At 36.5% G+C, this 12,853-nt stretch carries 15 protein-coding genes; 12 read left to right on the plus strand and 3 right to left on the minus strand.

Annotation, left to right across the window (positions count from 1 at the left end):
• Nucleotides 1–3: 3 nt before the first annotated feature.
• The 4 genes from DRF57_RS09470 (at nucleotide 4) to DRF57_RS09485 (ending at nucleotide 1,990) form a co-directional block, all read left to right on the plus strand.
• Nucleotides 4–459: a hypothetical protein gene (locus tag DRF57_RS09470; RefSeq protein ID WP_084086833.1), complete on the plus strand. Its 456-nt coding sequence runs from the start codon at nucleotides 4–6 to the stop codon at nucleotides 457–459.
• Nucleotides 460–462: 3 nt separating this feature from the next.
• The gene (gene coaD / locus DRF57_RS09475; protein ID WP_047493126.1) at nucleotides 463–927 is read left to right on the plus strand and encodes a pantetheine-phosphate adenylyltransferase; all 465 of its coding nucleotides are present in this window, start codon (nucleotides 463–465) and stop codon (nucleotides 925–927) included.
• 103 nt (nucleotides 928–1,030) lie between these two features.
• Nucleotides 1,031–1,300: a four helix bundle protein gene (locus DRF57_RS09480; protein WP_228450357.1), complete on the plus strand. Its 270-nt coding sequence runs from the start codon at nucleotides 1,031–1,033 to the stop codon at nucleotides 1,298–1,300.
• Nucleotides 1,301–1,357: 57 nt separating this feature from the next.
• Nucleotides 1,358–1,990, plus strand: a complete 633-nt coding sequence (locus tag DRF57_RS09485) for a trimeric intracellular cation channel family protein (protein ID WP_047493124.1) — start codon at nucleotides 1,358–1,360, stop codon at nucleotides 1,988–1,990.
• Nucleotides 1,991–2,214: 224 nt separating this feature from the next.
• Here the strand turns inward: DRF57_RS09485 and DRF57_RS09490 are convergent, their stop codons facing one another.
• A complete protein-coding gene (locus DRF57_RS09490; RefSeq protein WP_047493121.1) occupies nucleotides 2,215–2,784 on the minus strand; it encodes a tetratricopeptide repeat protein in 570 nt (189 codons plus the stop codon).
• Nucleotides 2,785–2,949: 165 nt separating this feature from the next.
• The gene (locus tag DRF57_RS09495) at nucleotides 2,950–3,453 is read right to left on the minus strand and encodes a dihydrofolate reductase (RefSeq protein ID WP_047493116.1); all 504 of its coding nucleotides are present in this window, start codon (nucleotides 3,451–3,453) and stop codon (nucleotides 2,950–2,952) included.
• 74 nt (nucleotides 3,454–3,527) lie between these two features.
• Here DRF57_RS09495 and DRF57_RS09500 point away from each other — a divergent pair, with 74 nt between their 5' ends.
• From DRF57_RS09500 to DRF57_RS09520, 5 genes are all read left to right on the plus strand, one after another.
• On the plus strand, nucleotides 3,528–4,133 hold the full coding sequence (locus DRF57_RS09500) for a LemA family protein (protein WP_047493113.1): 606 nt from the start codon (nucleotides 3,528–3,530) through the stop codon (nucleotides 4,131–4,133).
• Complete coding sequence (locus tag DRF57_RS09505) at nucleotides 4,133–4,561, plus strand: TPM domain-containing protein (protein WP_174772371.1); 429 nt, start codon at nucleotides 4,133–4,135, stop codon at nucleotides 4,559–4,561. Before DRF57_RS09500 ends, DRF57_RS09505 begins: the two co-directional genes overlap by 1 nt.
• Nucleotides 4,542–5,360 carry a TPM domain-containing protein gene (locus DRF57_RS09510; RefSeq protein ID WP_047493107.1) on the plus strand — a complete coding sequence of 273 codons (819 nt, stop codon included), beginning with the start codon at nucleotides 4,542–4,544 and terminating at the stop codon, nucleotides 5,358–5,360. The genes DRF57_RS09505 and DRF57_RS09510 overlap by 20 nt, the downstream gene beginning before the upstream one ends.
• A gap of 199 nt (nucleotides 5,361–5,559) precedes the next feature.
• Entirely contained in the window at nucleotides 5,560–6,081 is a 522-nt protein-coding gene (locus DRF57_RS09515; RefSeq protein ID WP_047493104.1) for an NAD(P)H-dependent oxidoreductase, read from the plus strand.
• 3 nt (nucleotides 6,082–6,084) lie between these two features.
• On the plus strand, nucleotides 6,085–7,971 hold the full coding sequence (locus DRF57_RS09520; RefSeq protein ID WP_084086835.1) for a monovalent cation:proton antiporter-2 (CPA2) family protein: 1,887 nt from the start codon (nucleotides 6,085–6,087) through the stop codon (nucleotides 7,969–7,971).
• A 1-nt stretch (nucleotide 7,972) separates the two neighbouring features.
• Here DRF57_RS09520 and DRF57_RS09525 read toward each other — a convergent pair whose 3' ends face one another.
• Nucleotides 7,973–8,788: a GIN domain-containing protein gene (locus DRF57_RS09525; RefSeq protein WP_047493099.1), complete on the minus strand. Its 816-nt coding sequence runs from the start codon at nucleotides 8,786–8,788 to the stop codon at nucleotides 7,973–7,975.
• Nucleotides 8,789–9,288: 500 nt separating this feature from the next.
• Between DRF57_RS09525 and DRF57_RS09530 the strand changes: the two genes are divergently transcribed.
• The 3 genes from DRF57_RS09530 (at nucleotide 9,289) to DRF57_RS09540 (ending at nucleotide 12,544) form a co-directional block, all read left to right on the plus strand.
• Nucleotides 9,289–11,430: a M3 family metallopeptidase gene (locus tag DRF57_RS09530; protein ID WP_047493096.1), complete on the plus strand. Its 2,142-nt coding sequence runs from the start codon at nucleotides 9,289–9,291 to the stop codon at nucleotides 11,428–11,430.
• Between the two features lie 138 nt (nucleotides 11,431–11,568).
• Nucleotides 11,569–11,949 (plus strand): YchJ family protein, encoded by a 381-nt coding sequence (locus tag DRF57_RS09535; protein ID WP_047493094.1) that lies wholly within the window; start codon nucleotides 11,569–11,571, stop codon nucleotides 11,947–11,949.
• 1 nt (nucleotide 11,950) lies between these two features.
• The gene (locus tag DRF57_RS09540) at nucleotides 11,951–12,544 is read left to right on the plus strand and encodes a hypothetical protein (RefSeq protein WP_084086837.1); all 594 of its coding nucleotides are present in this window, start codon (nucleotides 11,951–11,953) and stop codon (nucleotides 12,542–12,544) included.
• Nucleotides 12,545–12,853: the final 309 nt, after the last annotated feature.

Genomic DNA, 12,853 nt, shown 5'->3' on the forward strand with positions numbered 1-12,853 from the left:
GCAATGATCAGACTTCTTACCATTTCAATATTTATTTCTTCTTTGGCATCAGCTCAAAAAGATTTTACTCCGCTTAAACTGCATTTGCCAAAAAATCAGCTTGAGCCGAAGCATATCAATTTTGCTAATGAAGCAATCTATCTGGATGACCAAAAGTGTTTCAGCTATGTCAAAAAGCAAAATGTAATTATTGATAATGAAACAGTTCCCAACTATTTTGAAATTAGCTCTTTAGACCATAAAGTATTGTTTTCAGGTATAATAAGAAAAAATGCGGACGGAAATTTTGAAAGTAAGATTACATTTCATCCAATTGATAAAATTTATACAAATTCAAAAGTTATAGGAAGAAATGATTTGATTTTAAATCTATCTTCCAATCAGGTTATAAATAACAACTGCAGCCTAAATCTTGAAAACCTAAGGCTGTTCTACGAAAAATCAAACGAAAACAACTAGGATATGAAAATTGCTGTTTTCCCAGGATCTTTTGATCCTATTACTTTGGGACATTACGATATTATAGAAAGAGCGGCACCGCTATTTGATAAGTTAATTATTGCCATTGGGCAGAATTCTCAGAAGAAATATATGTTTCCTCTTGAAAAAAGGATGGAATTTATTCAAAACTCTGTGGCAGAATTCCCCAATGTAGAAGTAGATTCATTTGAAGGATTAACAGTAGATTACTGTTTTGAAAAAAATGCCCAGTACATTCTAAGAGGTTTAAGAAATCCTGCTGATTTTGAATTTGAAAAAGCAATCGCTCATACCAACAGGACATTAGCTCACAAAAAACTGGAAACCGTATTTTTATTAACTTCATCCGGTAAATCTTTTATCAGCAGTAGCATTGTAAGAGAAATCATCACCCACGGAGGAGAATACGAACTGATGGTTCCCGATTCCGTGAGAGTGAAGAGATAAAACATAGGTAACTGGCAATGAGTAATAAGTAATTTTGATAGTATGGATTTTAAAAACTTTTCTATTGCTATCATTAGAACACTTTCTTCATTACCCTATTCTGATGGACCTTTCAATAATAAGGAAACAGATCATCCGATCAGCTACTTCTGTAGCAGCAAATTACAGAGCTGTTTCAAGAGCAAGATCTGAAAAAGAAAAATTTGCTAAAATATGTATTGTTGTTAAAGAAATTGATGAAACTCAGCTTTGGCTTGAGATCATTGAAGAATTAGAATATGTAAATCCTGAAAAAATTCTATATTTAAAAACAGAATGTGAAGAATTAGTAAAAGTCATGACCAAATATAAGTTCAAACTATCACGAATTTAAATGGCATAATTTTTATTACTCATTGCTCATTACTTATTATTTATCACTTATAACTATATGCACGAACAGTTCAATTTCGCCATAGAAGTACTTGGAACCATTGCCTTTTCCATGTCAGGAAGTTTTGCAGCGATGCAAAAACGGCTTGATCCGTTTGGAGTACTTATTATTGCCTTTGTTACTTCTGTAGGTGGAGGAACGGTGAGGGATCTCCTGCTGGACATTCCTGTATTCTGGATGCATGATCTTCTCATGTGTGCATTGATCCTCATTACCAGCATATTTTCAATGGTCTTCAAATCTCTTGAAAAGAATTTTAAAGTAACCCTGTTTATCTTTGATAGTTTCGGATTGGGGTTATTTACCATTATTGGGATTCAAAAAGGGCTAAACGTAGGGATTCATCCTTTGATCTGTATCGGACTGGGAACCATTACCGGCTGTTTTGGTGGGATTATCCGGGATATCTTACTGAACAGAATTCCTTTAATTTTCAGAAAAGAGATCTATGCAACCGCCTGTATTGTAGGAGGGGCAGCATTTTTACTGATGACAAAATATACTCCGCTATCCTATACTTTTATACAGATCTTTACTATTTTACTGATCGTTGCCATCAGAACCTTTGCCGTAAAATATCACTGGCAGATGCCTAAGTTTTATGGCTATGACCATAATTCGGAAATGTAATTTTCTATAGGGTTCTGTTCACTACAAAAATTGGAAACATAACTTTTACGACGATGGTCTCCGGGACAAATTCAAAAAACGGGATCCTTTACTCTTTGTAAAAGAAAATATTTATCCTACAAATCCTTTTTCAGGTAAGAAACTTGACCTCCACTTGTTATAAGTACAAAAAGAAAGTCCTGAAAAAATCAGGACCTTGTCTATAATGTATAAGAGAAAATCAATTAGTAGAACTTCCCTCTTTGTCTCATATTAGGATTATGCATATGCTTTTGCATCGTAGGCATTTTCAACTGATCTTTCATCATTTTGATCTGATCTGTCATCATTCCTGCCGTATCTAATCTTTTTGCTTCTTCCAACAATTTCTGACCTTCCTGCTTTCTTCCTTTAGAGATAGCCGATGCAGCAAGATTTAAAGTAGCCATAGCTCTGTCATGCTTCATATTTAAACCATACTCCAATGCTTTTTTCATCAAAGGTTCTACTTTGGTAGGATGATCCTGAGCTTGCGTTAATCCCAGTAAATAGTGGAAATATCCATATTGGGTTTTGTGAAGCTGTGACTGATAGTTGGTAATCTTAGTTAGCCATTCTGCAGCTTTTTCCATATTCTGCTTTCTCAGTTGCCAGAAAGCCAAAAGGATATATTCATTTTTAAAGAAAAGAAGGATCGGAAATGCTGCAAGAAGAAAAACAACAATCCCCCAGCCCAGATTTCTTGTAAAAAACATCATATAAACTCCCGTAAGGATAAGAAGAGCTGCTATTACAATTTTTATGTATTTATTCATTATTAAATTTTAGAAGTGCAAAGATAATAAATTTAAGGTTTAGAGTTTAAGGTTTACAGTCCAAAAAAGTCAATTATGAATTGTCAATATGCTTAGTCTGTCTATTTTTATGTAAGCTAAAGACATTCACTATTCATTTGCAGAGCAAAAACTGACTATTGATGTTTACCCCTTCTCTTCAGTCTTTATTTTTTCAAACGTCTGGAAGCAGAAATCATAAGCGTTTTTCTCATCTTTCTCATGACAGATTTCATTGGTCTTTTTCCAGATCTTCCCATCAATTTTTGGGAAAAATGTATCAGCCTTCAGATCAGCTTTTACTAAGGTTACCTCAAGTTTATCTACCACATCCATCGTCTGCTCATAGATATTGCCACCACCAATAATAAAAACTTCTTCATCTATTTTTTTTGCAAACTTCACCGCTTCTTTAAGGCTGCCTACAATAAGAATTCCTTCTTCAAACCAATCTTTCTTTCTTGAAACAACAATGTTGGTACGGTTAGGAAGAGGCTTCCCGATACTTTCATACGTTTTTCTCCCCATAATAATCGGATGCCCCGAAGTAAGATCTTTAAAATGTTTTAAATCTTTGGGAAGATGCCAAAGTAACTGGTTTTCAAAACCAATTTCATTTTTCTCTCCCATTGCCACCACTATTGTTGTCATTCAAATAATTTTCTACAAAATTAGCACATAATTTGTATATTTGATTAGCACAAAAAATTAAAAAAAAATAAACTATGAAAAATAAAGGATGTCTGGGCGCCGGAACAATTGGTATTGCCCTCCTTGTTATTGTTGCAATTCTATTCTTTTGGGGAAAAAGCGGATATAATAACTTCGTGACCAAAGAACAGACTGTGAACACAAAATGGTCTAATATAGAGACCGTATATCAGAAAAGAGCCAATCTTATCCCGAACCTGGAAAGAACAGTTAAGTCTTATTCAAAATTTGAACAGGAAACTTTAACACAAGTGGTTGAGGCACGTTCCAAAGCAACTTCTATTAATGTTGACCCTACGAATATGACAGATGCTGACATTGCTAAATTCCAGGCTGCACAAGGAGAATTGTCCGGAGCTTTAAGCCGATTGATGGCCGTTGTGGAGTCTTATCCAAATCTAAAAGCAGACCAGCAGTATATCAACTTCCAAAGAGAATATACCGCTATTGAGAACAGTATCAGAACAGAAACTGTATATTACAATGAGGCTGCGCAGGATTACAATACCTCCATCAAAACTTTCCCCAATAATATTTTGGCGAATTTTACCAACTTTAAAGAAAAACCTTATTTCAAAGCTGAAGCAGGAGCTCAAAAGGCACCTGAGGTATTCAAATAATGAGTAATTTCCTTACAAATCAACAGATCGCTTCCCTTGTGGAAGCGATTCAGTCAGCGGAAGATCATTCTACAGGCGAGATCAGGGTGCATATCGATTCCAATACGGAAGAACGAAATGCAAAAACTGCATTTGAAGTATTCAAAGAGCTTTGTATGGATAAAACAGCGGATAGAAACGCCGTGCTTTTTCATATTAATTTCGAACAAAAATATCTGACCATCATTGGAGATATCGGGATACATGAAAAAGTACAGCAATCTTACTGGGATCATTTGCATGACTATGTGACCTCTGAATTTGCCAAAGGAAATTATCACCAGGCACTAAAAAGTGCCATCCTGGAAACAGGTCTTGAACTCAAAAAATATTTTCCTGTGAAAGGAGAAAACCCAAACCAACTCCCGAATGAAATTACGTTCTCTTAAAATAGTATTTTCATTTTTATTGATCTGCTTGTACAGTTTTGTATCAGCACAATATACTGTTCCTGAAAAGCCGGCAGTGCTATATCCGGTTTTTGATGAAGCCGGACTGCTTTCTCAGCAGGAAAAGGATGAGCTTAATAATAAGCTGATCAAATTTGCAGATTCAACCTCAACGGAAATTGAAGTCGTAATCATCAAGTCTACGAAAGGAGAAGATGTGAACTTTCTGGCCACCATGTTTGGTCAGAAATGGAAGATCGGAAAAAAAGGAGTAGATAATGGAGTTGTTTTCCTGGTTGCTACAGAAGACAGAACAATGTCTATCCAGCAGGGAAGAGCTGTAGAGCAATATCTCACAGCTTCGGTAGCAGGACAGATTCTGGATTATATTGTGACCCCTAATTTCCGGAAAGGACTTTGGTATGAGGGTATCAATCGCGGTACCTCAGCCATTATGGAAGCTGTTCAGGGGAAATTTAAACCTGAAGAAACCACAGCCCCTTCCGGTAATGGAAGCGCATTTAAAGTACTGCTCATTGCTTTTGTCATTTTCATCATTATAGCCATTCTTTTTGGCAACAGAGGTGGTGGTCCCGGCAGAGGGAACAACGATGACGATGATGATGTCATTATCACAAGAAGAGGACGCAGAAACTATCCTGGTGGATTCTTCCCATTCCCTGGAAGTTTTGGTGGCGGAGGCTTCGGTGGTGGAAGTTCCGGCGGTGGTGGCGGCGGCTTTGGAGGCTTCGGCGGTGGCGGAAGTTTTGGAGGCGGCGGTGCATCCGGCGGATGGTAATCCTTTAACACAGAAACAATACATAGAAACAGATCAGGCCAGTATGGCCTGATTTTTTTATTTAAAAACTCAAAATACTATTGTTTTTTTGCTTTTTCTCAATAGTAAATTGCCTTTTCCATATTAAAAAATTAATAAATCAAACCAAAACCTACCTTTTATTCATTATTTTTTTACTATATTTACTGAAAACAGGATTATGAAGAAGACGCTGGTAGTATTTGCTCACCCTTATCTGGAGCACTCTAATTCGAATGTAGAGCTCATCAATTTCTACGTTCGCCACCAGCATTATACCTTACGAGATCTTTATGAAGAATATCCCGATTTTCATATCGCCGCCTTCAGAGAGAGAAAACGTCTTGCCAATTATGACCGCTTTGTCTTCCAGTTCCCACTGATATGGTTTGGAATGCCTCCATTATTAAGATTGTGGATCGATGAAGTTTTCGATAGAGATTGGCTTCAGCCAGGAAAAAATAATCCTTTAGAAAATAAAGAAGTTTATATCCTGATCACTACCGGAGGAAAGGAAAGATCTTTCAGCAAAACAGGAACGTATGAATACACCGTTGATGAACTGATCAGCGGACTGATCGTTTCTTTAAAGGTTTTCAAAGCAGATATCAAACATATTAAGATTGTTTACGAAGCCAATAAGCTTTCAAAAAAAGAAATCATTTTACATAAAAAAGAATTTACAGAACTTCTCAACCAATAGAATATGGAATCCAGTTTAGCAATGAACACATTACTTTTCCTAGGTGTAGCTATTATCATGGTTCCACTGGCCCGAAAATTTGGCCTAAGTTCTGTGATCGGTTATATTTTAGGGGGGATCATCATTGGTCCTTATGTTCTCAGGCTTACAGGAAATAATGTAAACGATATTATGCACGCCAGTGAGTTTGGGGTGATCATGCTCTTATTTCTGGTAGGACTTGAGCTGGAACCGCGAAAATTTTGGGATATGCGTAAGAAAATCATGGGCCTGGGCCTCACGCAAATGGTCCTTACGATTTCTTTACTTTTTGTGATATTCATCAGTGTGGGTTGGAGAGTAGATAAGGCCGTGGCCGTGGCCATGTGTTTTGCTCTTTCTTCTACAGCAATTGTACTGCAGACTTTACAGGAAAAAAACAGTTTTAAAACAACAGCAGGAGAAGCTTCATTCTCTACGTTGCTATTTCAGGATATTTCAGTAATTCCTATTCTGGCTATACTTCCCATCATTGCCAACTACAAAGCTAAACATCATGATAATGAAATTCAGATTCTGATTCAAAAACTTCCGGAGTGGCTTCAGGCCGGAACAGTAATTATAGGGGTAGCTCTGTTGATTTTATTAGGAAGGTATGTATTTGTTCCTTTTTTACGCTATGTTTCAAAATCAGGAATGACAGAACTCTTAACTGCCTCTTCCCTATTTTTAGTGATTGGTGTTTCTGAGCTGATGATCGTTATTGGTCTTTCTCCCGCATTGGGTGCCTTTCTTGCCGGAGTAATGCTGGCCAACAGTGAATTCCGTCATGAGCTTGAAGCACAGATCAATCCTTTTAAAGGTCTTTTATTGGCTGTATTTTTTGTGAGCGTAGGCTCTACCATCAATTTTAATATTATCCAGCAGGATCCTTTATTTATATTTAGTACCGTTTTTGCAGTGGTAACGGTAAAATTTATTGTCTTATACGCTATCGGGAAGTTTTTCAGGATAGATACTCCACAAAGCCTTTTCTACGCATTTGCGCTTTCCCAGGTGGGAGAATTTGCCTTTGTCCTGATCAATTATGCTTCGGACCTTTATCTGTTGAGCCCCGAACTGAATGCACAATTAATGGCTGTTACAGCAATTACCATGTGCATCACTCCTATCCTTCTTATTGTAAATGATAAGTTTATTACCCCAAAATTCATTAAAGAAATTCCTGAGGAGGAACATGATTTCAATATTCTGGACAGTGATGTGAGTCAAAAGAAAATTATTATTGTAGGTTTCGGACATTTTGGAAGTACCGTAGGACGTCTTTTAAAGGCAAACAAAATGTCAGCAACAGTTCTGGACAGAGATTCAGACCGTGTAAAGCTGCTGAGAAGCTATGGTTTTAAAGTATATTACGGTGATGCTACCAGAATCCCAATTTTAAGGGCAGCAGGTATTGAAGACGCCGAAATTCTGATCTTATGTCTGGATGATCCCGATGACAATAAATTCATTGCCGAACTTGTCCGTGAACATTATCCGGGGGTGAAGATTTTTGTAAGAGCAAAAAACAGAATTGATGCTTATAATTACCTGAATAACGGAATCAATCATATTTATCGGGAAACATTAGGTACCGCGGTAGATATGGCTGTAGATGTACTTCATGAAGCAGGGATGAGAAAATATGCCGCCAGACGTCTTGGCCAAAGATTTATGGCTATTGATAAGGCTTCTATAAGAAAACTGGCAAGGGCAAAGGATGATGACGATATAGCATTATTTACGACAAAAGAAATCCTCCAGCGAGAGGAGGAATTATTAGCTTATGATAATCTTAATTTTGATAATAAAAATTGGGAAGGATCCTCATCTGCTGATGAAGAAGATGAGGAAGAATCCCAGGATTAATTTATTGAATATTTACACTTCCGCCACTACTTTCTTCTTTAGTAACATTTTTAAGTTCTCCTTTTTTAGTAATATCTACACTTCCACCTGATGAAGCACTTGCTTTTACACTCGTAACAGCACTAATCTGAACGCTTGCCCCACTTGAAGCCTCAGCCTCTACATTATCTGCAATAACGCTTCTTGCCGATATGCTGCTTCCTGAAGAAGAATTGATATCCGCATGTTTAGCCTTACCTGAAATTTCAATACTGGATCCTGATGAAGATTCTATATCAAGGTTGACAGCCCAGATTTTTCCACTGAAATTACTGCTGCTACCTGCTGTAATCTCAAAATCATTAGCTTCCAGATCCCCGGAAACACTTCCTGCACTGGATATCTCAATATCTGTTTTTTCCTGAGTAAATTTATCCTTTACCGTTATTTTTGCGGCTGATCCTGCAATCAGTTTTGTAAAGTCTTTGGTATAAATTTTTGCAGTCACCTTATTGATATTCATCACTCTGATCCCCGGCTTATAATGAATATGAAGCTTTCCTCCTTCATTGTCCACAAGAATCTCATTAATGATACTTTGAGGAGCCGAAATAACAACTTTCTCTGTTTCAGATTTTATTACCTCAGCATCAATCGCCTGAGAAACCTGAATTTCATCAAAATCACCATTAAATTCCTTTTGCTGTACCGGTCCGCTATCTTTATTGATCACCTTATCTACCCAATCACCTTTTTCTCTGTTTTTTTTCTCATGTCTTTCATTACATGAGGCCAATACCACTAAGGCAGAAAAAATAAAAAGAGTCCTTTTTTTCATGTTTATTTATTTTATAGATTATTACTTTGATCGTATTATTTAACAACAACTAAATTATGAAAAATATTACATCTTCTTCAAAAATCCTGTTATTGCTCATCACTAAATGATGAATGACTAAGTTTATTTTACCAATTATTTAATTTTATTTTATTTAAAAAGGCTGTTAAACTCTTCAATAAAAACACAAAATATCAGACACTTGAGTGGTATTTAAGTCGCATGCATAGAGCATACATAAGTACACCATTTTTTTTCGAAAATCTTTGATTTTCTTCTTGTGTCAACTTTTTATATAACATCATTTTAAAATAATTAAAGTGTTTAAAATAAAAGCTTTTCTGACATTTATGGATAAAATATATCCAACATTCCTGTGAGGTAAAAAGTGAAGTCAGCTTTGAAAATATCTATACCGTCTTTTCACTAAATACATTTAAGCAAAATACATTCTATGATGCAAGTTTTTAATATCTTTATACTTTAATAACAACTATTTTATGAAGAATATTTCATCGGTATTATTAATTTCTGCTTTGGCGTTTAATCAATCTTGTACCACAATGAAACCAACTGATACTCAGCAGGAACTTCCTGCACCGGATCCCTCTTTATCTTCCAATCCTTTCATGAAGAAAAGTAAACTTCAATATGAAGCTCCGGAATTTGATAAAATTAAAAATGAACATTTTAAACCTGCTTTTGATTTTGGGTTAAAACAGCATGAAGCTGAAATTGTAAAAATTGCAAATAATCCAGCTGCTGCTACTTTCGAAAATACTATTGTAGCATTGGAAAAAAGTGGTGAAGTCCTGAGAAGGGCACAAATTGTTTTTTCAAATCTTACCAGTGCCAATACCAATCCTACACTACAAGCCCTGGATGAGGAATATGCTCCTATCTTTGCTGCGCATTCCGACAAAATGTACCTGAATGAAAATCTTTATAAAAGAATAAAATCCATCAAAGAAGAGGGTCTGGATTCTGAAAGTAAAAGACTTGTACAATATTATAAACAAAATTTTGAGATTGCAGGGGCTAACCTTTCTGCAGCGGATAAAGAGAAATTAAAGCAATTCAATCAGGAGCTGGCTTCTCTTTCCACTCAATATGCCAATAAATTGCTGGAAGCAAGAAAGCAAGGGGGTGTCTTCTTTTCTGACGCAAAAGAACTGGATGGACTTTCTGCGGATGAAATTGCTGCAGCAGCAGCCGATGCCAAAACTGCAGGCCAGCCCGGAAAATACCTTTTGGCTTTACAGAATACTACACAGCAACCTCTTCTACAAAACTTAAAAAACAGAGCTACCAGAGAAAAACTGTTTAAGGCTTCATGGACAAGAGCAGAAAAGGGTGATGCCAACGATACCAGAGAAACCATTGAAAAACTGGCTAAACTCAGACTTAAAAAAGCTCAGATTTTAGGTAAAAAGAATTACGCTGAATGGAAACTTCAGGATCAGATGGCAAAAACTCCGGAAGCAGCTACCAAGCTGATGAATCAGGTGGCCACTCCTGCCGTGGAAACAGCCAGACAGGAAGCCAAGGATATCCAGGATCTTATCGATCAGCAGAAAGGAGGTTTCAAAGTAGAACCATGGGACTGGACTTTCTATGCAGAACAGGTAAGAAAAGCGAAATTTGACCTTGATGAAAGTGAAATAAAACCTTATTTCGAAATCACAACAGTTCTGGAAAAGGGAGTTTTCTTTGCGGCTGAAAAATTCTATGGACTGACATTTAAAAAGAGAACTGACCTTCCTGTTTATCATCCTGATGTAGTTACTTATGAAGTTTTTGATCATGATGGAAAATCTATTGCGATCTACTATCTGGATTTCTATACAAGAGATTCTAAAAATGGAGGGGCATGGATGAGCAACTTTGTAGAGCAGTCTTATCTGATGGGAACAAAACCAGTGATTGTAAACTGCTATAATTATCAGAAACCAGCTCCTGGAAAACCATCATTAATTAGCTATGATGATGTTTCCACTATTTTCCATGAATTTGGTCACTCTATCCACGGGATGTTTGCAAGTCAGAAATATCCTTCTCTTTCAGGAACCAATGTACCGAGAGATTTTGTAGAGTTCCCTTCACAAATTAACGAACACTGGGCATTAGATCCGGTTGTCTTAAAAAATTATGCCGTTCATTTTGAAACAAAACAGCCTATTCCACAGGCTTTGGTAGAAAAGATTAAAAAAGCTTCTACCTTCAACCAGGGGTATATGACCACAGAATTGGTTTCTGCTGCGGCGTTGGATATGGACTGGCATTCTGTAACCAATGACAGCCAGCTGATCCCTGTTTTGGATTTTGAAAAACAGTCCTTAACTAATCATGGATTTACGTTATCAACCGTTCCTCCAAGATACCATACTCCTTATTTCGCTCACATTTGGGGCGGTGGCTACTCAGCAGGATATTATGCTTATTTATGGTCTGAAACATTAGATAATGATGCATGGGAATGGATTAAAAATAATGGCGGATTAACCAGAGAAAATGGTGACCGCTTCAGAAAATATATTCTTTCTGTAGGAAATTCTGTAGATCTTAACCAGGCATTCAGAGATTTCACAGGACATGATCCGGATATCAAACCTTTATTAAGAAACAGAGGGTTTATTAAATAAAACAATCAGACGTATTCTTTAGGAATGCGTCTTTTTTTATGTTTTGCACAATCACTTATTTATTCATCTTTTTTAACGGACTAAGCCTGTTTCTATTGATATTTATTATTTTTGTGGCTCAAATTTAAAACCAGATATATGGATTGTCCCTGTTGCTCAGGAAAAACCTATGAAGAATGCTGTAAGCCTTATCATACCGGAGAAAAACATGCTCCCACTGCAGAAGCATTGATGCGTTCCCGATTTTCGGCATTCGCTATTCCGAATGGTGAATATCTAATGGAAACCACTCTTCCCGGAAAAAGGAAATACCACAATACCCGCGATCTTCAGGAATGGGGAGAAATCAACCAATGGACCCGACTGGAAATTATCCGGACACCCGCTTTAAATCAGGTAGAATTTAAAGCCTACTATACCGATGAGGATGGACATCCACAAATTCACCATGAATTTTCCATGTTCCAAAAAATGCATGAACGTTGGTATTATGTTTCTGGTGAATTTTTAAATTCATGATATGAAAAAGAATATTATATACACTCTGCTATTTCTGCTTTGCAGCTTTAGCTTTTCCAATGCCCAGACTGCTGATGACAAAAAGCAGATTACTTTAGCTGTTACGGATATTTTAAATGGTTTTCAGACTAAAAACGGAGACCTTATGAACCAATATATCAATCCCACTTATGGAGTTGGTGTTCTTTTTAAAAGCAGTGGTGATCTGGGATTTGTTTTAAATGAAGATGTAAATTTCAGTATGCCATTAGGGTACATTCAAAAGGCATGGAACATTAAAAATCAATTTCCGATTCAGTTTGAAGCAGCACCTGCCTATGATTCGGGAAATAAAAAATGGAAAAAAGAAGGCTTATCTGTTCAGTTCAACTCTAATGCGGTCAATGACTATGCAGACAAATTCCTGGAACAGTATTCTATAAAGGATCAGGAAATTTTTAAAATTAATACTGATCCTAAAAATGTAGTTTGTGTAACACTTGCTGAAAATACTAAAGAAAAGGCTCCTATCAATGGATTGAGATTTTTCATGACCAAAATAGATACCAAGTGGTTCCTGACGCTTATTGACGTTACGGAATATGACGCCGAATAGATAAGATAATAGGTGGAGTAATTAATGCGCAAACCATCCCGTCAAGTCTGAGATTTGCCACCCGGTGGAGAGAGAATGGGCCAGCCATTTTATTCATTCTTAATCTTATAATAAAAATAAACCACAGTTGAGTTCTGTGGTTTATTTTTTTATCTCGATACCAATTCTTACCCAGAATCTCTTTTTCAAAAACTTCAGGAAAAACGGATACGGGAATTATCTGCAAAGCATTTTATGATGATCATATTCATCTTCGGAAGAAAATATAATCACTGATCATATGAGTATGACAAAAAAAATGTCCGAAAA

Source organism: Chryseobacterium rhizosphaerae (genome assembly GCF_003385455.1).
In the GTDB taxonomy this organism is placed as follows: domain Bacteria; phylum Bacteroidota; class Bacteroidia; order Flavobacteriales; family Weeksellaceae; genus Chryseobacterium; species Chryseobacterium rhizosphaerae.

Coding starts and splice junctions, on each gene's coding strand:
- DRF57_RS09470 (WP_084086833.1), top strand. CDS start 4: ATGATCAGACTTCTTACCATTTCAATATTTATTTCTTCTTTGGCATCA.
- coaD (WP_047493126.1), top strand. CDS start 463: ATGAAAATTGCTGTTTTCCCAGGATCTTTTGATCCTATTACTTTGGGA.
- DRF57_RS09480 (WP_228450357.1), top strand. CDS start 1,031: ATGGACCTTTCAATAATAAGGAAACAGATCATCCGATCAGCTACTTCT.
- DRF57_RS09485 (WP_047493124.1), top strand. CDS start 1,358: ATGCACGAACAGTTCAATTTCGCCATAGAAGTACTTGGAACCATTGCC.
- DRF57_RS09490 (WP_047493121.1), bottom strand. CDS start 2,784: ATGAATAAATACATAAAAATTGTAATAGCAGCTCTTCTTATCCTTACG.
- DRF57_RS09495 (WP_047493116.1), bottom strand. CDS start 3,453: ATGACAACAATAGTGGTGGCAATGGGAGAGAAAAATGAAATTGGTTTT.
- DRF57_RS09500 (WP_047493113.1), top strand. CDS start 3,528: ATGAAAAATAAAGGATGTCTGGGCGCCGGAACAATTGGTATTGCCCTC.
- DRF57_RS09505 (WP_174772371.1), top strand. CDS start 4,133: ATGAGTAATTTCCTTACAAATCAACAGATCGCTTCCCTTGTGGAAGCG.
- DRF57_RS09510 (WP_047493107.1), top strand. CDS start 4,542: ATGAAATTACGTTCTCTTAAAATAGTATTTTCATTTTTATTGATCTGC.
- DRF57_RS09515 (WP_047493104.1), top strand. CDS start 5,560: ATGAAGAAGACGCTGGTAGTATTTGCTCACCCTTATCTGGAGCACTCT.
- DRF57_RS09520 (WP_084086835.1), top strand. CDS start 6,085: ATGGAATCCAGTTTAGCAATGAACACATTACTTTTCCTAGGTGTAGCT.
- DRF57_RS09525 (WP_047493099.1), bottom strand. CDS start 8,788: ATGAAAAAAAGGACTCTTTTTATTTTTTCTGCCTTAGTGGTATTGGCC.
- DRF57_RS09530 (WP_047493096.1), top strand. CDS start 9,289: ATGAAGAATATTTCATCGGTATTATTAATTTCTGCTTTGGCGTTTAAT.
- DRF57_RS09535 (WP_047493094.1), top strand. CDS start 11,569: ATGGATTGTCCCTGTTGCTCAGGAAAAACCTATGAAGAATGCTGTAAG.
- DRF57_RS09540 (WP_084086837.1), top strand. CDS start 11,951: ATGAAAAAGAATATTATATACACTCTGCTATTTCTGCTTTGCAGCTTT.